Source organism: Alkalihalobacillus sp. TS-13 (assembly GCF_019720915.1).
Lineage (GTDB): Bacteria > Bacillota > Bacilli > Bacillales > Fictibacillaceae > Pseudalkalibacillus.
This window is the reverse complement of record NZ_JAHKSI010000002.1, coordinates 282,869-305,545: the sequence shown is the minus strand read 5'-3', so window position 1 is coordinate 305,545 and position 22,677 is coordinate 282,869. Positions and strand designations below refer to the sequence as shown.

Below are 22,677 nucleotides of genomic sequence, written 5' to 3'. Positions count from 1 at the left end.
CTATTGCTGTGACTAAAAGTGCATATACTATTAGCTATACCCATTAGAAAAAATTCTTAACTTAAATTTAAAATTTAATGTATAAAATTATCGGCATTATCTTAGAATTATAAAATAGGGCATTTATAAATTGTAAAAGACAAACCAAAACAGTAAAAATAAAATTGATTGTAGTTATTATTTAAAAAAAAGCGTACAATGGATTTAAAATATTATACATTTCTGAAAAATTTTTTATTATGAAACATTTTCAGGTTTCCTTCGTACAATATATTAAAATACCTCCTGTATAGGAAAAAGAGAGAATACATATTTGGGCAAAAAACATGATAATTATGGTGAAAGGGTGATTCGATTGGAATTGACCGCAAAGATCACGATTGACTTCATGGTGGAGGGCAGTAAAGAATTTTATGTAGAATTGCTGGACATCCCTGAAGAGGTATCCGCAGGGGAATTGCAGGAGTTAGTGGATAAGCGTGCTCGCAAAGTGAAAGAAATCAAATCTGCAGAAATTCTCGGCTCATCAATAAAAATTGATAGGGCGAATTCCATAAAACAATAGCTTATGAGGTGTAAAGGCTTCAATGGACCAATGCCATTGAAGTCTTTTTTCAGGTGAGAAATGCGTTATTTTTTCTTCTTTAATTTTCTATTGAGTCCGAAGGTAATGAGGGTGCTGATGAAAACAATTGTGGCCCAAGTCACCGCACCGAATTGTTTGATGAATTTAAACATAGTATGACCTCCATTAGAAATGAAAGTATGGCTTTCCAAATTATAGACCGAAACATATCTATTTGTAAATAATACCAAAAACAAAAGAAGGGTGAATCACCAATCATTCACCCTTCAAAAGATTGTGCACTAGCCTAGTGGAGAGGGAAGAGAACATTTTAGCATCGGTCGGTTGTTCCAAATGTTCCAACAATATTTAGGGGAGGTCCTCTCCATCTGAGGTTAGCCATGCAGCTTTTGTTTTTACTTTTATCGAGCGGTTCGTCCACTCACCATACTATTCTAAAACGAACTTCCATTCGTGGGGGCTTATTTTTTGTCGAATTTGTGAAGTTATCGCTTTGCTGTGTTAAACAAAATCTACAAGTTTGTGCTGATAAAAATAAGAAGCTGAATGAACCAGATGTATGATACTCCTGCGAGAGAAGCAAGTTAAGCGAGACGTACAATGCCCTGCAAACATCTTCGAGTATAAAGAAAAATAATCTCTAGGAAACTCTACCCTCTCTAAACTGACCTTTCCTTAAGCTCGACTCTTTCCTCATTTTCATCAGTGGATTCATTATTGTTGGTCCGTAATGGAATCTCCTTTAAGAAGAAGGTCAAGATGGCAGCGGAAGCGATAACGATGCAGCCAGTCAAGAAGACTAGACTTAATGAGTGACTCAATGCTGTTCTTAAAATCCCGAGGACTTGGTCGAAAATACCTAAGAAATTCTCAGGCACAGTAGACCGTACTTGTTCTAATGCTTCAGGGTCCATGAGAGCTTGGGGATCTTGAAGCTTTTCAAATTTTGCCGCAGCTTCTGGATTCTGAGCAAACGCTTGACTAGTATTGCCGCCTGCAGCTTTCTCCATTTCATTTTTCATAGAAATCGACATGACTGTACCCATGATCGAGACACCGATCGTTCCTCCGATTTGTCTGAATAACTGTGCTGAGGAGGTTGCAACTCCAAGGAATTTATGGCTGACAGCGTTCTGGATCGTCAATGTAAACACCGGGAAACTTAATCCCAGACCTAGACCGACGATAATCATATTGGTTACAGCGATCAAGTTAGAAGTACTTTCATCCATTTGAGCTAATGAAAACATACCAGCACTCATGATGAGCAGCCCGATAATCGCGAGCTTTTTATATTTACCTGTTTTGGTTATGATTTGTCCGCCTATGGCAGATGCCGTTACCATCGCCAAGGTCATCGGCATCATGATGAATCCCGATTTCGTAGCTGAGGTACCCATAACACCTTGAATAAAGAAAGGCGTATACATGATGGCTCCGAACATACCCATTCCTAAAATGAATCCAATAATATTCGATAATGAAAAGATGCTATTTTTAAACAAACTCAACGGCAAAACAGGACTCTTTGCCTTTCGTTCGATTTGTATGAAGAAAATCAAGGAAACCACAGTGGAAATGAATAAACCAATGATTTGTGGTGAACTCCAAGCATACGCCTCTCCAGCCCATGAAAATGCCAATAGCATCGGGAGGATTGTCAACGTCAGGAAAATGGACCCGAGATAATCCACCTTCTCAGATGGGTTTCTTTCGGTTGTAGGGAATAACTTCCATATAAGCACGAACGCGAGAATTCCAACCGGTAGAAATACCCAAAAGATCCAGTGCCAATCGAAGTTATCCACGATATAACCGCCAAGTGTCGGTCCGAAAACACTTGCAAGTCCAAAAACACCACCCATGATCCCTTGCCAACGACCACGTTCACGAGGGGAGAACAGATCTCCAACTGCTGTGAAAGACGTTGACATGATCATTCCAGCCCCTAATCCTTGTATACCCCGATAAACAATAAGCTGGATGATGGTATCTGAAAGTCCGCATAAGAAAGTCCCAAGCATGAAGACGCCAATACCAATCAAAATAAATGGTTTTCTGCCATAGATGTCTGAGAGTTTACCGACTAGTATGGCTGTTATGCTTGAAGCAAGCATGAAGACGGTGAAAACCCAGCTGAAATATTGCATTCCTCCAAGATCAGCGATGATTCTTGGCAAGGCCGTACCGACAATCGTCTGGTTCAATGCAGCAAATAACATTGCTGCCATGATGGCGATCATAATTGTAAGTTTGGATTTTTGATCTAAATGTTCCATGTTTACACTCCTATTCTTTCGTTAGTAGAAATATTCATGAAGTTAATTAAAATACAATAAAAAAATTTTCAACGGAATTTTGTAAATAAGCTCATCATCTGTTGGATCTCATCATCATTTAAATCCTTGAATCGTTGCTTGTAATAAGCACTACGCTTTATCCCGACTCTTTCTAGAATTGCTGAGCCTTCATACGTGATCTGCAGCTCGACAATCCTTCTGTCACTCCTGTTCCTGAGCCTGGTAATGAATTTTTTCGAGTCGAGTTTATCGGTAACATTTGTCACATGGCTTAAATTCACTTTGAATTCATCAGCTAAGTCAGAGACTCTAGAAGGGCCAAATTCATTTAAAAATTGAAGGAACATGAACTCACTGGCAGTAACCTCTTTCCCTAGAATGTCCGCCATCTGTTTTCGGTGTGACCGAAACAATTTCCGAAAGGATTTTTCCATTGAGTCGATCATCTCTTCTCGGTTGTGCATTTAATTCACCACACATATATTTAACTTAGTTAACTATTAACCCAATTCATTATACGCTGATTTTCAAAAAAGTCAATCCTTATTTTTTGTGTTACACCTATATTGACCTTCTAAAGTTTTGGTTAGGTTTTTAAAAACAATCTTCCTTTCCACCTACTATTTCGGCTAGGCTGGTTACGACGAGCTCGTTCATTACAATATAAAATCAGGAGGTAAGCATATACGTATATTTGCCGTATCTATTACTGCAATAATCTTATTTACCATGGTCTCGACTGTTTTGGCATCACCGGATGAGAGCAAATTATCAGATGGATTGTCTGAAGAATTCAGTAATCTGTCCAGAGATACTGATTGGAAGAAGGTTGAAGAATTGGATTTGGACTTTAACATCCATCATCCTCAGGGAATGGCGAAAATTGGTGACCGTTTCTACATTTCATCCGTCGAAATCATTGAAAAACCTGAAAAATACGAGGAACCGAAGGATGGATATGATCGTTCAGCAGGTAAAGGAGTCGGGCATCTATTTATTGTGGATGAAAAAGGTAACTTGATTGAAGATTTAAAGTTGGGTGAAGGCGATATGTATCATCCGGGTGGAATCGCTATTGATGGAAAATCGATTTGGGTGCCTGTCGCAGAATATAGACCTGACAGCAAATCTCTTATCTATAAAATAAATCCGGAATCGAAAAAAATCGAAGAAGCCTTTGAGGTGGATGATCATATTGGTGGAGTTGTGAGTGACGAAATGAACAATAAACTATATGGGGTCAACTGGGGTTCAAGAGATTTTTATGAGTGGAATGAAAATGGAAAACAAAAAGCTATCAAAGAGAATCCAAGCCATTTCATAGATTATCAGGACTGTGAAGGTGTGGATGAGAATAATTTGTTATGCAGCGGTATAGCTGAATTGCCAAATGGCGATGATGTTTATGAATTAGGGGGATTGGCTCTGTTGGATCGAAAATCTAAGGAAATCAAACATGAGATTCCGATTACACAACGTTCACCACAAAATCATACGATCACACGAAATCCAGTATTTGTGGAAAAAACAAAAGACAGCTTGAAACTATTCGCAGTGCCAGATGATGATCAGACTTCATTATTGGTATATGAAGCAAAGTTGAAATGAAAAAAACAGGGCTGCCAGCAAAGGCGCTCTGTTTTTAATTAGTTATGTTTTTTACAGTCGATTTTGCAGAAAGAAGGGGAAGGATAATCCGAATCGTCGTTCCTTCATTATATTCAGATTCGATGGAAAGTCTCCCTCCATGCTCACGTACAATCTTACGGCTCATCATCAGACCAAGCCCGATTCCTTTTTCTTTTGTTGAATAAAAAGGTTCCCCGATATATTTCAAACGTTCTTTTTCGATCCCTTTACCCGAATCGATGAAGAGAAGCTCTACATATGGATCCCGAGCGTGAATTTTGATATTCAATTCTCCGCCTTTTTCCATCGCTTCCATTGCATTTTTCATGATATTGATAAAGACCCGTTTAAGGGCATTCTTTTGACAGTTCAGGAGTATTTGCTGTTCATTTAAATATTCAACATCCATGTTGATCCCTTGTAAAAATGCGGTTCCTTCGAATAATCGTACACAGCTGTCTACGATTTCATGTAATTCAGTCTCTTCAAGGCTGATGACATGCGGTTTAGCGAGGTCCATGAATTCATCAGCGATCCGTTCGATGCTATCTAGTTCACCGCCTATGATTTCGAGATAACTTTTCAGAAGAGAATCGTCTATTTCGTCCTTGATCATGCGGATGAATCCTTTCACACTTGTCAGCGGATTCCGCAGCTCATGCGCAATACCGGCAGCAAGCTGACCAACAGTCGACATCTTCTCCAGTTGCATGGAAATATGCTCATCTTCGAGACGTTTCGTGATATCTCTGGCGATTAGCAAAATCATATCTTCGGAATACTTCGTGTACTCATTCGAAATCAACGGAGTAAGAATCGCGTCAAAGGTATATGTTGTTCCATCCTTTTCGATTGTAAAAGCGATCTGGTCAGCATTTTTTGTTTTGAACACTTGATGGATGATATCATACAATAAGTCTCGTTCATCCTTCAGCACATAGTCATCCATAAACCGATACATGTTTGAAAGATCCGATTTTTTCAGCCAGTTTTGTAAAGAAGGAGAAACAAAATGGACTTCTCCATGCTGGTTGAAGGTGACCACAAAATCTGACGTCTTTTCCAGAATCAACCGGTACTTCATTTCACTTTCACGTAAAGCTTCCTCTGAATGTTTCCGTTCTGTAATATCACGTCCGACAATCACAAATTTTTCATAAGGTGCCTGGTTTTCATACAAAGGAGAAGCAATCAATTCAATCCATATGTAGCCTTTGCTCGCATGTTTATACCGAATTTGAGCTTTTGCAGAACGACCAGCTTCAATCAATTGTTGGATCTGCTTAAAGACATGTCTTCTGTCATGAGGGTGGATATGTCTGAAAACATTCATGTTCAAATAAGATTCAGAAGAAAAACCGGTGATATCTAAATGTGAAGGTGATGTATAGACAAACTTACCTGATAAATCAACGATTGCTACAAGATCCTTCATATTTTCAGTGATCAGCTGATAGGAATTCCGTTGGTCAAGATATTTCTCATGGAATAGGATCTGTTTAGAAATATCGATATATAACCGTGCAACTGCAATCCTTTCCCTCCGGTGATTGTAAATGTTCATATAACAGATCGACACATCTTTTATGGTTCCGTTTTTGTGTACACGCTTGGTATTTGGTATTAAGTAGGTATCATTCTTCCGTAGCTGCCGAACGATTTCTTCATACTCATTTTCATATCCTGAGGGAAAAAGGGAAACTGAATTTCCAATCAACTCATAATCCTTCCATCCGAACATCTCCGTGAAAGCAGGGTTGATGTTGTATATTTCACCATCTACATTCTGGATCAAGATCGCATTTGGCGTAGAGAGAAAAATAGATTGCAGCATACGATCATCGGTCATCATTTTCGTCGCTTTATAGGGAGTATCTAAAATCACACCGCAATAGTTCACACCGCTTTTTGGGCTTAATGGTGCAAATTTCACCGCTTCGAACATCAGATCTTGTTGCGATATCGAAAAGTGTTCGAGTATAACCGGATGACCGTTTTCTATTGCTTCGTTGCATGCTTCTATTAATTTTTTTGCATTGAGGAACACATCTTCAAGAGAATTTCCGATACAGCTTTTATCCAAGTGGAGGGCTTCTCTTGCTGCCTCGTTGAGGTAATTGATGTGCCCATGCTGGTCATCAGGAAGGACTAGAAGTATATAGGGCTCCGGATAACTATCCAATATTGAATGTTCAAATGGTTTCAATTAACTACACCCCCTGACCGGACCCTCGACAAAAGTCATCATAATAAAGCATTCTTTTAATGTAAGACACATTCCTTCTTCAATCTTGCATTTAATTACTATCTCGTCATAAAGAGGATCCGCTTTCACCTATTCGTTTTAATTGGGGAAAAGTACTGACAACTAAAAAAAGACTGTTTTTGCATAGATTGTTTTATATGGTAATATACTCGCTTTCTGCGGGCTCTCGCATATTTCCACTGCCAAAAGGTTTTAGCATCTTTCTTTATAACATTCCATTAGCAACAAACTTTTAAAAAACAGCAAAAAAAAAGGGCTGTCCCAAAAGTGTCTGAGTCACTCCGTACTTAACAACATTTAAAGAAAAATCGTGGTTTTATATATAATGTTGTGATGGAGATGTCTGACATTTTTCTTTTAGGACAGTCCTCTTAAAAATCAATTTTTACGTTCAGGAAACCAGCTTTGACAAGGGATTTAATGATAATGACCAATGCTGGCCCGATGATCAAACCGACTATGCCCAGCAAGGCGAATCCGATGTAAAGACTGGCCAATGCTGATAATGCGCTGATTCCTAGACTCGATCCAAGAATTTTTGGTTCGATGATCCTTCTGAAGATCGTAATCAACAAGAAGAGTACGAGCAACCCGATGGCTAAGCGTTGGTCACCGACATACAGATTGTACAAGGCCCAGGGTACGAGAAACGAACCTGTTCCTAATATCGGAAGGATATCTACAAGGACAATCAACAATGAAAGGAGCAAGGCGTATTTTACATCGAGGATCAGAAGCCCGACCCACGCGATGATGAATGTAAGAAAACTCAAGATTAACTGCGCTCTTAGAAAACCGACAAATGCGAATGAAAGCTGATTGAGTACCAGCTGCACCTTTTCTTTCGCCTCATCTGAAAACATGTTGAGAAACCCGGCATGAATTTTGGGGAGATCCAGGCTGATTAAGAACAAACTCACCAAATAGATAAGAAGCTTGATGAGCAGTATTGGAACAGCTGTAAGAAATCCAACCAAACCATTTGCGATATTGGATAGGAAGTCGACCGAAAATTGACGAAGATCATTCAATGCATCCTGGATTGTAGAAACATATTCAGGTGGGATCTCCTGATAATACTGTTGTAATTGGAAAATAAGGGCTTCGACGTTTTCAAAGATATATTGCGCATACTCCGGTAGTTGTTCAGTAAAATCAATAATCTGGACAACTAGTGTCGTAACAGCCCAATAACACCCAAGTGCCATCAATGCAAGGAAGAGGGTAAACGCGATCGTCACACTCCACACACGCTTAATGGAAAACGAGCGTATCAACAGCTTCACAAAAGGCTCTAACAGGACAGCAGTCAAAAGAGCCAATACAAGCGGGATACTATAAGGAATCAGGAAAATAATGAGTCCGATGAGTAATAGGAACGGGATGTATTTCTTCAATTCCAACTTCGTGTCTCCTTAAAGACAAAAACCAGAGAGGTTTCTGTCGAATATAAATTATTATCATTATACCGTGTATAAACGAAAAGAACATCTATTCTGAAAAATTTATAATACAAACAACGATGTAAATTTAAAATAGGTATTTTATAGTAATATAGTTATGTGAATGAGCTGAATTCCATTTTCTTATGAATAGAAAGGACTGTTTCTATAACACTATTTCTTTAGTTTGATGCGATTTATGTCAATTTATACAATAACTTCTCCTCAATTTCTGTTATTCTACAAGTATAGCAAGAAGGGGGGAGAATGTTGAACATTGGTTTAGAACGTTTTGCTCAGATGAACAAAACATTGTTGGAAAGCGAAAGTAAAACCTATATTCAATCATTCGAGGATTTATGTTCACAGGTAAGTGAAGGGAGAACCGTATATTTTACGACCGACGAGATATACGGGACGATTGAAAGCAATGGAGAGGCAAGGGTTACGATCACGGTCGCAACAGAAAAAGAAGTCGATCGGATTGAAGGGACAACCTTGAAACTCCAAAATGTGTACTTTTATTTAAAAAAGACCTTATTTTTATTATCTGAACAACCAAATAGAACTTGCTAAAAGATAAACCTCTTTGAACGAAACATTCAAAGAGGCTTTTTTACACTTAAAGAAAGTATAAAAGTACTTTCTCCTATATAAGCGCAACTAAGGCTCAGCCTGCGCGAAGGCTTGGCTTTGCCAAGTTTTCTTTACATATGATAATGCTTTTGAGTCAGAGGAATGTTTTTGTAGGTAATTTCAAATTTTTGTAATTTGATCCTTGTTTTTGTAGATAATCAGAGTTACATATAAGTTGACTAGTCATTTTTCCTTCTTTACGGTCAATCCCGCAGTATTACCCTCCAAAAATGCCCGAATTATTCTGTTTTTCTCCCGTAATCGGATAAAAATATCGATTTTGGAAAGGCTCATCACCTGGATGTACTGACTTCGATGTTCACCATAAGGCCATCGACTTACATGCTATCCCGCACGAACGTAGCGATCTCTATAAAGTTCGTGAACCACTACCAATCATGATTTTTTTCATAACCTAATTGAATCAACAGATCGCCTGCAACTGCTTTGAATTGTGCTTTCATTTCCTCATCAAACACTTGCTGCCAGTTACCTGCTTGTCCTTTACGGAATGTAGGTGATTTTGCTGGATCAACATTGGCTTGCATCTTTTTTGCAATTTCGTCGAGTTTCATCGGTCTTTTTTCAATATCCAAGAATCGGAGGATCTTTTTCAGTTCATTCCGTTGGGATTCTGCTGAATGAACAAGACTCTCATAAGAGACCAAATGAATATTTTCCTCAGACAACCAGCCCATAAACCGCTCATAGAACTGCTTGATGTTCGACCGATGCGCGTAAGAGTTGTTGAATCCATTGATCAAGGCCAGACATCTGCTCCTGACATTCATATTGTTCTCACTGAAATAACGCTCGTACGGTTTACCCTTGAACTTCATGAAAAAGTAGGCATAGGAAACAACGATGTCTCTTGGGTCACGGTATAAAAAAATCTGTTTCATTTTCAGCTGTTTGAACAACAGAGCATATTGGGGAGAGTAGTGGAGATGTCCATTCGCAAAATGATTGGCTGGCATCGAAGATAGGATTTTCCTGTGCTCGTCGAGTTGATGGATGAGTCCAGGGTAAATGAAAGCCTGATGCTTTATGGATGGAATACCTTCTATTAATGGTCTTAATAAATGTGTGCCGCTCTTTGGAATGGAATTCGCAAAGAAAGGTTGGATCGGCGTATGAGGTTGTTGGGTCATTTCATCATTACCTTCTTCCGAAGAATAGTCATATATATCTTATGTAGCAGGTGGAGAACGGTTTGGACAACCATCTGTGAGATAAGGCCTAACTTTACAAAAACTTCATGAAATGCGGTTGTACACTTTATCGTTTTTGTTTTTAATAGAATCGTAATCTTTTAATTCAAAAACTTTGAAATGGGGCAACGAGAGAGATGAAAAGATGGCTACAACTAGTTTTAATGACAGCGCTTACGGTTAGTTTCATGAATCCGATTTCGGAAGGGCAAAGAGCATCGGCTGCATCCACAGGTGATGTCGTGATCAGTGAGATTGCCTGGATGGGGACAACGGGAAGTTACAATGATGAGTGGATTGAATTATACAATCCAACTGCAAATGAAATCTCCCTGGAAGGATGGAGGCTTGATGCCGAAGATGGTACACCTTCCATTTCTTTATCCGGTACGATTCCTGCGAATGGATACTACCTCTTGGAAAGGACAGATGACAGTACTGTATCAGATGTTGAGGCTGACTTGACCTACAGCGGTGCGCTCGGCAACAGTAATGAGGTATTGTCATTGAAGGATGATTCAGGTACCTCTGTAGACTCAGTGGATGATTGGTATGCAGGAGATAATGATACGAAAGCGGCGATGGAACGGGTTGACGAATCCGTAAGTGGGATGACAGCTTCCAACTGGACGACAGCGACAACTGCATATAGTGGAGGATACGGCACACCAACTTCTGGCGTTGAAAATGGATCTTCGTCCTGTGATTCGACCACGGAGCAATTGAATAATGTTTCGGAAACGATTGGCTCGATCAATGTTTACTTTAACAAGTGCGCGTTATCAGGATACGCAAGTTCAGGAAATGAAGCAAATTACAATGTGAATCTTGAGGACCGTTTGATTAACCGGATAAACCAGGCAACTACAAGTATTGACTTTGCTACATATGAAATCAATCTACCGAATGTTGTGAACGCGCTGATCAACAAGGCCGCTGAAGGTGTTGATGTGCGGGTGGTGGCAGACTCGAAGGATGCAGCTGATCCTCATTATGCCGAACGCTTTGAAACAATGCGTCTTTACTTGGAAGAAATGGCTCGTGGTAGTGATATGCTAATAGGCACAGCGGATGATATCACGATTTTCTCAGACTCTCCAATGTTTGCCGTGGAGGATCAAGCCAAGCGAAGTGAACATGGATTACCGGGATCACCAGAAGATTATCCTTTTGTCACGACGAAAGTAGGGTCAACTGAAACGTCAGGCCATCTATTCGTTGATGCTGAGCAAAAGACGGACGGAACATACTACTCTCCTGGAAACCAAATGCACAATAAATTCGCGATTATCGATGACCGATGGGTCTTCACAGGCAGTTGGAATTTCACCGTGACAGGACTTTATGGTTCTGAAGAAAACATGGCTAATGATGTCCTCGACGGAAATCAACAGCACGTCGTCGAAACCCAATCGCCTGAATTGGCTTCTGTCTATGAAACGGAATTCAACGAAATGTGGGGAAGTACAACAATGACCCCTTCTCCTCAAGAGGCTAATCTTGGTCCTCGTAAAACGGATAATACACCCCATGAAGTTACGATAGGCGGGAAAAAGGTGGAAGTTTATTTTTCTTCAGGGGATGATGCGATCGGCAAGATGAGTGATCTTGTAAAAAATGAAGCGGATGACAGTGCATATTTTACGATTTTCGCCTGGTCGGACCAAACGTTGATCGATGAACTGAAGTACAAGTGGGAAGGGTCTTACAATGATCTTGAAGGGACTTTGACAGGCTTTGATGTCAAAGGTGTCTTCGATAGCAGCTTCTGGAACCAATGGTGGTCTGCAAGCATTGAGATGACCGGACGGACAGCTTTGCAAACAAGTGAGAACAATCCGAATATCCGATGGGCGAATCCAGCTCCGGTCTATGTGGATGCTGAAACCCGTAAGCTTCATAGTAAAACGATGTTGATCGATGCAGATTCTTCAAGTGACCCGACTGTCGTTGTTGGCTCGACAAACTGGAGCACAAACGGCAATGACATCAATGATGAAAATATGCTGATCATACATGATTCCTTGATTGCGAACCAGTTCCTGCAAGAGTTCTACGCACGTTATTCACAAGCTGGCGGAACGATTCAAATGCAATAATTTGAAAAGGCCTTAGAAGGATAACACTCCTTTTGAGACCTTTTTTTCTGATAGTATATTTTTACTAATTTCTAGGATTATGCGGTATTTTTCTAGGATTATATGAAAAATTCCGGGATTCCACCTAAATTTTCTAGGATTATACAATATCTCCGCAACTCCGCTTAAATGGTTTTGGCTCTCTTCGCTTTTGCAAGAATCTCTTCAAGCGCTGCAACCAATGCTGCAACATCTTTTTCCGTTGTCGCTTTTCCAAAGGATATCCGCACGAGTTCACGAGCCTCATCTGGATTCCGCCCGATAGCAAGCATCGTTTTCGAAGGGGATTGTTTCCCAACAGAACATGCTGAACCTGTCGATACGGCAAAGTTCTTACGATTAAGTTCAAGCATGAGATATTGTCCTTCAATGCCTTTTACACGGAAACCGATGGTCGAAGGAAGATGGGCAATTGGATGGCCTTCAATCGTAATCCGCTCATCAGATTTCGCGAAGTCCACGAATTTTTTCCGCAACATTCGGTAGTGTCCTTCATACTCAGAGATTTCCGATATCATTTCTTCAACAGCGGCAACGAATGCAGCATTCCCCGGTACATTCACTGTTCCAGCGCGAAATCCTTTTTCATGCGTAGAGCCTGGAATGGAAGGATGCCATAACACTTCCGGAGCGATATAACATGCACCAACCCCTTTAGGACCATACACTTTATGACTGGATACAGACAAGCTATCTAATCCGATTGTTTTTATATCAAACGGAACTTTACCGAAGGTTTGTACACAATCGCTATGAAACAAGACTCCATTAGCTTTCAAAAGTTGCCCGATTTCCTTCAACGGTTGAACAGTTCCGATTTCACTGTTGGCATGACCGATACTTGCCAGGATCGTATCTTCCGTCAATGCTTCCTGAATAGCGGCAACATGGACTACCCCAATAGGATCGACAGGTATTTTCGTTACCCGGAACCCTTCGTTCTCTAAAAGTGCAAAGGTATTGGCGATTGAGGCATGTTCGGTTTCAGTCGTAATCAGGTGTTTGCCTTTTGAGGCATTTGCTCGTGCTAAGGAAACGATCGCAAGGTGATTGCTTTCTGAGCCGCCGCTTGTAAAATAAATCCCTTCTGGACTTCCGTTGAAGTAATTTGCGAGTTGCTTGCGGCATTCCTCAAGCAGAATTTGAGCTTCACTACCCACGTCATGCAAACTCGATGAATTCCCATAAAATCGGGTTGAAACTTCACAATAAACACGTAATGCTGCTTCAGACATAGGCGTCGTTGCGGCATGGTCCATATAAATCATAAACATCCTCCTTCGAAAACCTCTTGCTATAAGTTTAATTTTATGTAAATATAGGTGTCAAGACACATGTAAACATTTGCGATGTCCAAAATCAGGAGGTCCTTTTATGAAAATTCGTCAGACGGATGTCCTTATCATCGGAAGCGGACTCTCTGGATTAATGATTGCAGAGCTCCTTTCTTTACACAAGAATGTGATGATTTTCACAAAAAATAGATTAGAAGACAGCAATTCTTATTTAGCACAGGGCGGGGTAGCGGCTGCCATCCAGGAGAAAGATGATTGGTACGATCATTTTCTTGATACATTGCAGGCAGGGTGCTTCCATAATGAAACGATTGCGACGACACACCTTGTTACAGAAGGGCCTGAAATGATCCGAAAGCTGGTGGAACTGGGTGTCAAATTCGATCGAAAATCAGATGGGACATATGATTTTGGAAAAGAAGGTGCCCATAACTGTGCTCGAATTCTTCATATCGGAGGCGATGCAACAGGTCGTCATCTCATCGACACGGTGAAAAAGAGGATCAGAGAAAAGAATCTCGTGGTCGAAGGGGAAACGGCTATAAAATTGATCGTGAAAAACAACAGGTGCTGTGGAGTATGGAGCATGGATACTAATGGTGAAATCACAGCCACTTATGCTGGGGCTGTCATTCTCGCTACCGGTGGTCTATCTGGATTGTATCCTGTAAATTCGAATGCTTCGACGATAACTGGAGATGGGATTGCTCTCGCTTATGAAGCTGGTGCGGAAATGTCTGATTTGGAATTCATCCAGTTTCATCCGACATTGTTGGTGAACGAAGGAAAGAGTGTGGGGCTTGTAACAGAAGCCGTCCGCGGTGCAGGAGGCATTTTAGTTGATGAGACTGGAAAAAGGTTGATGGAGAACGAGCATCCTTCAAAAGATCTAGCACCACGAGATGTCGTCTCCCGAGTCTTATATCAGGCGCAAAGGAATGGGAAGAAGACTTTTCTTGATATCCGAAGAATCACCAATTTTCAGAAACAGTTCCCAACAGTCACCGGATTATGTGCGGAAAATGGGATTTCAATAGAGGAAAGCTTGATCCCGGTCTCACCTGGTGCTCATTTTACAATGGGTGGCGTCGAAACAGATGTCTCCGGACGAACCTCAGTCAATGGTCTATTTGCGGTCGGTGAGGTAGCGAACACAGGGGTGCATGGTGCTAATCGTCTTGCAAGCAATTCACTGCTCGAAGGTGTCGTCTTCGCAAACAGGTTGGCCAACGCAATACGCTCTGAACCGTCAGCTCTTTCAGGCTCAAGAGTCAGATGGCAAGGGTTAGAGGTATTAACTGACACTCCATCGTTTGAACTTATACGTGAAACAATGAACAAGTATATCGGCATTGAACGGAACGAAAATGGGTTAAGGCAAGCGATCCAGCATTTTAATCGATATTTAAGAAGCACTAGAATTTGCGAGTTTCCAAGTTTAGAAGAAATTCAGAAACATAATCAAGTACTAGTCGGGTGGTTAGTGGCGGAATCAGCATTACAACGAACTGAAAGCCGCGGGAGCCACTATCGAACTGATTATCCTTATCAGCTTGAAAAATGGCAGCAGCGCAGAGTGAAGAGGAGGAAGGAACGTTATGAACCGGTTGAAACTACGGCAGGATCTTGAGCGGTTTTTCATTGAAGACATCGCTACAGCCGATCTTACAAGCCAACTCTTGTTCAAACCTGATCAAATAGGAACAGGGCGGTTATTGATGAAAGAAGATGGTATTTTTGCAGGGGAGCAGATAGTACGTGAAGGCTTCAATTTGATATCTGAAGAAATAAAGGTAGAATTTCATGCGCGTGATGGTGCAGTATTGGTACAAGGGGAAACGATCGCTACTTTGGACGGTCCTGTCGTTTCGATTTTAGAAGGGGAGCGGGTCATCCTGAATTTGATTCAGCGCATGTCGGGGATCGCGACAATGGTGCATCACGCAACCAAACTCGTAGAGGGGTCTGAGATCAAAATTTGTGATACCCGTAAGACGACACCAGGTTTGCGAATGTTCGAAAAGTATGCCGTGCGATGCGGTGGGGGAGTGAATCACAGGCTGACACTTGATGGCGGCGTCATGATCAAAGATAACCACATCGCCATGTTCGGCAATATACAAAATGCCGTCCAGCATGTTCGACAGGCGCTGGGTCCGATGACCAAAATCGAAGTCGAAACGGAATCGGCCGAACAGGTGAAGGCTGCAGTGGAAGCGAAAGCGGATATCATCATGTTCGATAACAGATCACCAGCTGAGATCAAGGAAATGGTGGAGCTTGTTCCTGATCATATCGTAACGGAAGCATCAGGCGGCATCACCCCTGATACGCTAGGGGATTATAAGGATTGCGGAGTACAGTTCATATCATTAGGGGCGTTGACGCATTCAGCAAAAGGCTTGGACATCAGTCTCGAATTGGAGGTCGATTAAAAAGATGGGCGTATTGGATATTTTACAGTCGAAGACTACCGGATTACCAGAATGTTATCGGCAAATGAGCGAATCTGAAATGGTATCGCGGATTGAAGCTATCAAGCGGAAAATGGGAGGACAACTGTACCTTCCAGGGCATCATTATCAAAAGGATGAAGTGATCCAGTTTGCGGATGATACAGGCGATTCTTTGAAGCTTGCGCAGCTTTCGGCTGAAAATGCTCAGGCGAAATACATCGTCTTTTGCGGAGTCCATTTCATGGCTGAAACAGCAGATATTTTATCGAGTGACGAACAGACTGTAGTGCTTCCGGATATGAGAGCCGGCTGTTCAATGGCAGACATGGCGGACATCCACCAGACCGAAAAGGCATGGGAAATACTTCAGGACACGTTAGGTGACACAATCATCCCGCTCACCTATGTCAATTCAACTGCAAGCATCAAGAGCTTTGTAGGAAAAAATGGCGGAGCCACTGTGACTTCTTCCAATGCAAAAGCGATGGTCGAATGGGCGTTGACCCAAAAGGAGCGCATCTTGTTTTTACCGGATCAGCATCTTGGGAGGAACACCGCATATGATTTAGGTGTTCCGCTTGATCAGATGGCAGTCTGGGACCCGATTGCGAATGTTTTGGAAAGCGAAGGGCCGAACGAGGACGTTCGTGTCATTCTCTGGAAAGGCCATTGCTCCGTCCATGAAAAATTCACAATGGAAAATATTCGGCAAGTACGTGAGGATATGCCGGGGGTTAGGGTGCTCGTTCATCCGGAATGTACATTTGATGTCGTGCAAGCGTCGGATATCAACGGCTCGACGAAAAAAATCATTGATACGATCGAAAATGCGCCAACTGGTTCATCCTGGGCAATCGGCACAGAAATGAATCTCGTCAACCGTTTGATTCAGACACATCCGGATAAACATATTGTCTCCTTGAATCCGAATATGTGTCCATGTCTGACAATGAACCGGATCGATCTCCCACATTTATTATGGGCATTAGAATCAATTGCTGATGGCGAAGTGATCAATCAGATCAACGTTGACAAGGAAACGGCAAATTTTGCTAAAATCGCCCTCGAACGAATGCTGGAAAGATCCATATAATATAACAAGGCTGATCCCTCTAGGAAATGCTGTTCCGCGGCCACTACAACATAAGCTCATTAATCATCCAGTTTATACTCATGTTGTGTGACCCGGAGGCACTTTCGGATCAGCTTTTTTCTTTTTCCTTTGCATCAGGTTTTATCGGTGCAATTTGCGATTTTATCGGTGTAAACTTGAATTTTATCGGTGCAAATCCAAAATATATCGGTGATTTCTACTTTTCTGCAAATGTTCATTCTCCATCCATTTCTTCAACGGGCACAAAATAGTGGTTCTTGCGATAAGCAAGTGCTTCCATTGTCGCTATCAATTCCCCATCACTTTCAACACGGATGTTGTACCAGGACGTGCGGTGATTTCGTTTTTCCTCCGTTGCTGTTGCTCTAAGTTTAGAGCCCGGTTGACCAGCAGCCATGAAATTGACGGTTGTCGACAGTCCAACTGACGTTTTTCCATATGAATTGCACGCCGCAGCAAATACATAGTCGGCGATGGCGAATGTGATCGCGCCATGAACTGTATTGTGGGTATTTAACATATGCTCTTTTACGTCGACCTCAGCTGTTGCGGTACCTTCTCCAAGCTCCACCAGTTCGATGCCAAGGAATTGTGCGTAAGGCTCCGCTTTCATCGTTTCGAAAATTTCGTTGTAAAACTGCTTATGTACTTCTCGATCATCTATATGCTTTTTCATGTACATCCCCCTCTTATATTTGTTATTACTAATCATATAGAAAGAAAGAGTGTATTGAAAAGAATAATAGCTTGGAGAACCAGTCACAATACTTGTCTGTATTCTTTTTCCTCTAGTAAAATATAAAAATAGACATCTTGGAAAAGGAGGGGAGATCTGTGAAAGAAACCCTTGAGAACATCAGCTTTTTTATCATCGGTCTTTTCATCATGACACTTGGGATCAGTGCTACTATCGTTTCGGGATTGGGAGCTTCTCCTTTAGATGCATTGAATGTTGGATTGACTCATCATTTCGGTTTGACGGTAGGAAGCTGGGAAGTTATCGGAGGAATCATCCTCGTATTCCTCAATGCTATGATCCAGAAAACCAAACCATCTTATTTTGCAATTGTCACCGCCATGATAACAGGAATCTTCATCGATTTTTGGCTATTTACGCTTTGGAGTGTTTGGGAGCCAGGCGGATTTATGCTAAAAGCTATCGTTCTTGGATCAGGTCTCTTGCTGCTTGGATTAGGAATCTCGATCTATCTGCATTCTAATTTGGCATTGATTCCCGTAGATGGCACGATGTTGGCACTTCACAAGCGTTTCGGTTTCAGGCTTGCAGTCGCCAAAACGATTGCAGGCACATTCATCCTGATGCTTGCGTTGATCGCAGGTGGACCGGTGGGAATCGGGACATTGATCGTCGTATTATGTGTTGGTCCAGTCATCGGCTTTTTCCACAAACATATCGAATCTCTAAAACGGAAAATCGACTGTAGGCTGTATAAGTCACGATTGACGTAAAGGAAACAGGGGCTGAAACAAATTCAGCCCCTTTCATATATTAAATGTATTATTCAGATGTCTCACCTAATTTGTTGGTTAACATATTTATATTCCTGTTCAATTCTTCCAACTCAATTTTGATTTCCCATAGTGCGTTATCATTAAAACCATGGTCGGGTATGTACGTATTATTCGAGTTTGAGTTTGCGATTGTACAAGAACCGAGCAATACACAAATTCCGAGAAAAATGATTGCACTCCTCAATCTTTCTATATCAAACATCATTAATATCTCCTCCCTAACAACCATATTTTACCACCAAAAGAAGTATCTGAATAGATAATTCCTGCTTATGAAAGAAGGAGAACACACCTCCATCACGAAATTTTAAAGCAGAACATATTTTCGTTTGAAGGAGGAGCATTTGATGAAATATTTGGATGAGAAATCGTTCGATCGTGCAAAAAAATATTTACTAGACAATGGCCGGGAACTTGAAAAAGCATTATTCCGATATCACTTCGAGGACGGATCGAAGGAAGACGTTTTAAGTGCACTCAGAGCCTATCGAAATGCTGACGGTGGATTCGGAAACCGGATGGAACCTGATTTTCAATTGGAGATTTCATCACCAATGTCGACATCGAAAGCCTTTCAAATTTTCAAAGAGTTGCAGGTTCCAGGTGATCATCCGATGGTAAAAGATGCACTGAGGTACCTTCTTGAAAACTTCGATCAGGATAAAGGACGCTGGCATGCGGTACCTCCGGAGGTCAATGACGTACCCCATGCTCCATGGTGGCATTATGACCATGAAAATGAGCGGGTGATGGTGGAAGCCGCATGGGGGAATCCGAATGCAGAGCTTACAGGCTATCTTTTACGCTATAAGGAATTCTCACCGGAAGAAATGCATGAGAATCTGAAATCGCGAGCCATAAGTCACTTTAAGGAACTCGATACACTTGATATGCACGAAACCTTTTGTTACCTAAGGCTTGCTGAAGAATTGGATACATCCGATCGAGAAATGATCTTTGATAAAGTGAAAGAACATATTCCGGAGTTAGTGAATCTTAAACGTGAACAGTGGCCGAATTACGGAATGCAACCGGTCCAATTAGCTGCAAGCCCTGAGTCACCTTTTTATAAGGATATGAAGGAAGAGGTCGGGGATAATCTTGATTACATCATCGAGCAGCAGCATTCTGACGGCTCATGGCATCCGAATTGGGAATGGGGACAGTACGAACAGGATTGGCCAAAAGCAAAGGATGAATGGAAAGGCATCTTGACCTACGAGAATTTAAAATTTCTAAGAGATTACGGACGGGTTGAAAAACAAGCGGTCCAATCATGACGTTTTTCCGGATGGCCCAAAGCACCGGCCATCTTATACATACGTTTATATGCACCTTAGATTTTTAAAAATCAAATGGAGGTGTAAGGAATGGATATCTTAGTGATTGGCGGGACGAAGTTTGTAGGAAGGCATATCGTTGAAGCGGCAATGAATAAGGGCCACAATGTGACACTTTTCAACCGGGGTACGAACCGGGGGGTCTTTCCTGAGCTTGAATGGATCCAGGGGGACCGGATGAAGGATAATCATTTGATCAGTGGAAGGAAATGGGATGCAGTCATCGACACATGCGGTTATCATCCAGAAACCGTACGTAAATCGGTACAAGCAGTTGTTGATGATACTGAAATCTATACATTCATCTCGACCGCCTCTGTCTATAAGAATTTCATCAATGAAGATCATGTGGACGAAGAAGCAGCGGTTTTGACATTATCAGTCGACAAAGTGAAAGCCATCAGCGAAATGGATGAGGTAACTGGTGAAACATATGGTCCCTTGAAGTACCATTGTGAACAAGTCGTGTATGAAGAAATGGAAGGACGTGGTCTTGTCATACGGCCTGGACTGATCGTTGGGCCGCATGATCCCACTGACAGGTTCACTTACTGGGCGAATAGATTGGCTGAAAATCGTGAAATTCTCGCTCCAGGAAGACCTGATAGAAAGATTCAATTCATCGATGTCCGGGATCTTGCAGAATGGACGATCCACATGGTTGAACAGCAGATCGTCGGAACGTATAACGCGGTCGGACCAGAAGTGAAACTGATGATGGAAACCTTTCTTGAAAAAGGCAGACTCCTATTCAACAATAAAGCGGACATCACCTGGGTTTCCGAATCCTTCTTGAAACGCTGCAATGTAGCCCCATGGTTAGAAATGCCTCTATGGATTCCTGAAACATATCCGATATCTGAAGACCTTCCAGCTCCAAATGGGGATATTGGACTCAACAATTTTAAAGCGATAAAAGAGGGATTGACCTTCAGACCATTTGAGCAAACGATCAAAGACACACACGATTGGTTCATGGAGGAAAACAGAACGCTGTCAGATACATGTCTCGATGATGCCAAAGAAAAGATGATCCTGAAAAAATGGATGCAAGCTGCAAGTGTGTAGGAATGATTTTAATTGAATGAAAAATGGGCTGTCCTAAAGAAAAGTGTCAGACACCTCCAACACAACATTTCGGATCAAAAAGACAATTTTTCAAAATGTTGTTAAATTCAGAGAGACTCATACACTTTTAGGACAGTCCCTTTTTGATTTCCTGTACATTCATCATAGAAGATCCATTTCTGCAAGGGGATGATCAATTCTGTTCCTCATTATTCTATGGAATCTTCACGAGGTACCGAAGCACATATTAAATTAAGAATGGAAGTAGAACCCTCTAAGTCATTTTCTTGGGATTTTCACCTTGATTTTGGTAAAATTGTTCAGAATTAGACTTCGAGGTGGCAGCTATGAACAATGTCTGTAATTACATACAATCAAGATTTTCCTTTTTTTATGGATGGATTATTGTATGCTTAGGTGGACTGGGATTGTTCTTTTCCGGACCCGGTCAGACTTATGTTAATGCGGTATTCATTGATTCCTATATAGAAGAATTCGGATGGAGCCGTTCGCTAGTATCTGGTATTTATTCTGGTGCCACACTATTATCAGGTTCATTACTCTTTCTGATGGGTCGCGCTGTCGACCGTTTTGGACAGCGGCGAATGTCTTTGATCGTCGGAATCATGCTAGCAGGGGCTTGTTTCTGGAACAGCTTTGTACTGACGCCGATCATGTTATTTATCGGTTTTTTCTTTTTACGGTTCTTTGGTCAAGGATCGATGACGCTGGTTCCGAACACTCTTGTCCCCCAATGGTTTATTGAGAAACGTGGGAGAGCACTCAGTTTCATGGCGATTGGTGGATTCCTCAGCTCAGCTTTATTTCCTCCTCTCGCAGCTTGGTTGATTGGTGCATTCAGCTGGGAAGTTGCTTTCCGTATATTAGGGGCAATGATCCTCCTGATTTTCGTACCGTTTGTTTTCGTATTCATGAAAAATAGACCTGAGGATATCGGATTGAAGCCGGATAATGCTGTAAGAAAAGTAAGGGATGATGGAACGGAAATCGAAGAAGAAAATCCAAATGATGTGTCATGGACACTGAAAGAAGCAATGAAGACTCGGCAATTTTGGATGATCTTGTTCTGTGTAAGTATACCTGCACTAGTAAATACGGGTATTACGTTTCACCTCGTTTCTATTTTTACAGAAGGAGGATTGGGGAGAGGAACAGCGGCTTTCATTCTGAGTCTTATGGCGATCATCGGCTTCCCGATTACGATGGTTTCTGGATTCATACTTGAAAGAGTGAAAGTGAATGTTGTACTATCACTCAGCTTTCTGGGACAGTTAGCGTTTGTTGTAATACTTTTATTTACTAATTCCTATTGGATGGCGATTTTATTCGGCGTAATGTGGGGGATTGTAAACGGATTGGAAAGGATTACGCTTTCAATCATATGGCCGGATTACTTTGGTCGTAAGTATTTGGGAAGTATCAAAGGATTGGCGATGACCACGATGGTTATTGGATCAGCATTCGGACCACTTCCGTACGGCTTTGCTTATGATCTATTCGGAGGATATACGGAGATCCTTCTCCTGACAATGATCTTTCCGATTCTAGGTTTCATTTTTGCACTTATTTCACCAAAGCCTGTAAAAGTTTAAATACATGTAAAAAGAGGATGCTCCTTCTTGGAGTCATCCTCTTTTTGGTT

At 41.5% G+C, this 22,677-nt stretch carries 19 protein-coding genes; 11 read left to right on the top strand and 8 right to left on the bottom strand.

The genetic code is table 11. The features are described from left to right. Positions 1 to 313 precede the first annotated feature (313 nt). Positions 314 to 565: a hypothetical protein gene (locus tag KOL94_RS18240; RefSeq protein WP_221568029.1), complete on the top strand. Its 252-nt coding sequence runs from the start codon at positions 314 to 316 to the stop codon at positions 563 to 565. A 680-nt stretch (positions 566 to 1,245) separates the two neighbouring features. On the opposite strand, the gene KOL94_RS18235 is transcribed toward KOL94_RS18240, so the two are convergent. Together KOL94_RS18235 and KOL94_RS18230 are read right to left on the bottom strand one after the other, a co-directional pair. Then, positions 1,246 to 2,865 (bottom strand): MDR family MFS transporter, encoded by a 1,620-nt coding sequence (locus KOL94_RS18235; RefSeq protein ID WP_221568028.1) that lies wholly within the window; start codon positions 2,863 to 2,865, stop codon positions 1,246 to 1,248. 68 nt (positions 2,866 to 2,933) lie between these two features. Continuing rightward, positions 2,934 to 3,350 carry a MarR family transcriptional regulator gene (locus tag KOL94_RS18230; RefSeq protein WP_221568027.1) on the bottom strand — a complete coding sequence of 139 codons (417 nt, stop codon included), beginning with the start codon at positions 3,348 to 3,350 and terminating at the stop codon, positions 2,934 to 2,936. 265 nt (positions 3,351 to 3,615) lie between these two features. On the opposite strand from KOL94_RS18230, the gene KOL94_RS18225 reads away from it, so the two are divergent. Continuing rightward, the gene (locus KOL94_RS18225; RefSeq protein ID WP_221568026.1) at positions 3,616 to 4,494 is read left to right on the top strand and encodes a DUF6454 family protein; all 879 of its coding nucleotides are present in this window, start codon (positions 3,616 to 3,618) and stop codon (positions 4,492 to 4,494) included. Positions 4,495 to 4,528: 34 nt separating this feature from the next. Here the strand turns inward: KOL94_RS18225 and KOL94_RS18220 are convergent, their stop codons facing one another. Together KOL94_RS18220 and ytvI are read right to left on the bottom strand one after the other, a co-directional pair. Next, on the bottom strand, positions 4,529 to 6,721 hold the full coding sequence (locus tag KOL94_RS18220) for a PAS domain-containing sensor histidine kinase (RefSeq protein ID WP_221568025.1): 2,193 nt from the start codon (positions 6,719 to 6,721) through the stop codon (positions 4,529 to 4,531). 431 nt (positions 6,722 to 7,152) lie between these two features. Beyond that, complete coding sequence (gene ytvI / locus KOL94_RS18215) at positions 7,153 to 8,184, bottom strand: sporulation integral membrane protein YtvI (protein WP_221568024.1); 1,032 nt, start codon at positions 8,182 to 8,184, stop codon at positions 7,153 to 7,155. 309 nt (positions 8,185 to 8,493) lie between these two features. Here ytvI and KOL94_RS18210 point away from each other — a divergent pair, with 309 nt between their 5' ends. Next, positions 8,494 to 8,799, top strand: coding sequence for a hypothetical protein (locus tag KOL94_RS18210; RefSeq protein WP_221568023.1), 306 nt, complete (start codon positions 8,494 to 8,496; stop codon positions 8,797 to 8,799). Positions 8,800 to 9,248: 449 nt separating this feature from the next. Here the strand turns inward: KOL94_RS18210 and KOL94_RS18205 are convergent, their stop codons facing one another. Beyond that, complete coding sequence (locus tag KOL94_RS18205) at positions 9,249 to 10,010, bottom strand: sulfotransferase domain-containing protein (RefSeq protein ID WP_221568022.1); 762 nt, start codon at positions 10,008 to 10,010, stop codon at positions 9,249 to 9,251. A gap of 197 nt (positions 10,011 to 10,207) precedes the next feature. Between KOL94_RS18205 and KOL94_RS18200 the strand changes: the two genes are divergently transcribed. Further along, a complete protein-coding gene (locus KOL94_RS18200) occupies positions 10,208 to 12,169 on the top strand; it encodes a phospholipase D-like domain-containing protein (RefSeq protein WP_221568021.1) in 1,962 nt (653 codons plus the stop codon). Positions 12,170 to 12,333: 164 nt separating this feature from the next. Here the strand turns inward: KOL94_RS18200 and KOL94_RS18195 are convergent, their stop codons facing one another. Then, positions 12,334 to 13,476: an IscS subfamily cysteine desulfurase gene (locus tag KOL94_RS18195; RefSeq protein WP_221568020.1), complete on the bottom strand. Its 1,143-nt coding sequence runs from the start codon at positions 13,474 to 13,476 to the stop codon at positions 12,334 to 12,336. 106 nt (positions 13,477 to 13,582) lie between these two features. On the opposite strand from KOL94_RS18195, the gene nadB reads away from it, so the two are divergent. Genes nadB through nadA form a run of 3 tightly spaced genes read left to right on the top strand, consistent with a single transcriptional unit; the run spans position 13,583 to position 17,052 of the window. Further along, a complete protein-coding gene (gene nadB / locus KOL94_RS18190) occupies positions 13,583 to 15,133 on the top strand; it encodes an L-aspartate oxidase (protein WP_260412516.1) in 1,551 nt (516 codons plus the stop codon). Then, on the top strand, positions 15,102 to 15,938 hold the full coding sequence (gene nadC / locus KOL94_RS18185) for a carboxylating nicotinate-nucleotide diphosphorylase (protein ID WP_221568019.1): 837 nt from the start codon (positions 15,102 to 15,104) through the stop codon (positions 15,936 to 15,938). Before nadB ends, nadC begins: the two co-directional genes overlap by 32 nt. Positions 15,939 to 15,942: 4 nt before the next feature. Next, positions 15,943 to 17,052: a quinolinate synthase NadA gene (nadA, locus tag KOL94_RS18180; RefSeq protein WP_221568018.1), complete on the top strand. Its 1,110-nt coding sequence runs from the start codon at positions 15,943 to 15,945 to the stop codon at positions 17,050 to 17,052. A 235-nt stretch (positions 17,053 to 17,287) separates the two neighbouring features. Here the strand turns inward: nadA and KOL94_RS18175 are convergent, their stop codons facing one another. Continuing rightward, positions 17,288 to 17,755 carry a PaaI family thioesterase gene (locus KOL94_RS18175; RefSeq protein WP_221568017.1) on the bottom strand — a complete coding sequence of 156 codons (468 nt, stop codon included), beginning with the start codon at positions 17,753 to 17,755 and terminating at the stop codon, positions 17,288 to 17,290. Positions 17,756 to 17,907: 152 nt separating this feature from the next. Here KOL94_RS18175 and KOL94_RS18170 point away from each other — a divergent pair, with 152 nt between their 5' ends. Further along, the gene (locus KOL94_RS18170) at positions 17,908 to 18,543 is read left to right on the top strand and encodes a YczE/YyaS/YitT family protein (RefSeq protein WP_221568016.1); all 636 of its coding nucleotides are present in this window, start codon (positions 17,908 to 17,910) and stop codon (positions 18,541 to 18,543) included. Positions 18,544 to 18,592: 49 nt separating this feature from the next. Here KOL94_RS18170 and KOL94_RS18165 read toward each other — a convergent pair whose 3' ends face one another. Beyond that, positions 18,593 to 18,811, bottom strand: a complete 219-nt coding sequence (locus KOL94_RS18165) for a hypothetical protein (protein WP_221568015.1) — start codon at positions 18,809 to 18,811, stop codon at positions 18,593 to 18,595. Between the two features lie 142 nt (positions 18,812 to 18,953). Here KOL94_RS18165 and KOL94_RS18160 point away from each other — a divergent pair, with 142 nt between their 5' ends. The 3 genes from KOL94_RS18160 to KOL94_RS18150 all read left to right on the top strand — a co-directional run bounded on the left by KOL94_RS18160 (position 18,954) and on the right by KOL94_RS18150 (position 22,627). Continuing rightward, positions 18,954 to 19,886, top strand: a complete 933-nt coding sequence (locus KOL94_RS18160) for a prenyltransferase/squalene oxidase repeat-containing protein (protein ID WP_221568014.1) — start codon at positions 18,954 to 18,956, stop codon at positions 19,884 to 19,886. Between the two features lie 90 nt (positions 19,887 to 19,976). Beyond that, a complete protein-coding gene (locus KOL94_RS18155; RefSeq protein ID WP_221568013.1) occupies positions 19,977 to 21,014 on the top strand; it encodes an NAD-dependent epimerase/dehydratase family protein in 1,038 nt (345 codons plus the stop codon). Between the two features lie 428 nt (positions 21,015 to 21,442). After that, a complete protein-coding gene (locus KOL94_RS18150) occupies positions 21,443 to 22,627 on the top strand; it encodes an MFS transporter (protein ID WP_311775190.1) in 1,185 nt (394 codons plus the stop codon). Positions 22,628 to 22,677 lie beyond the last annotated feature (50 nt).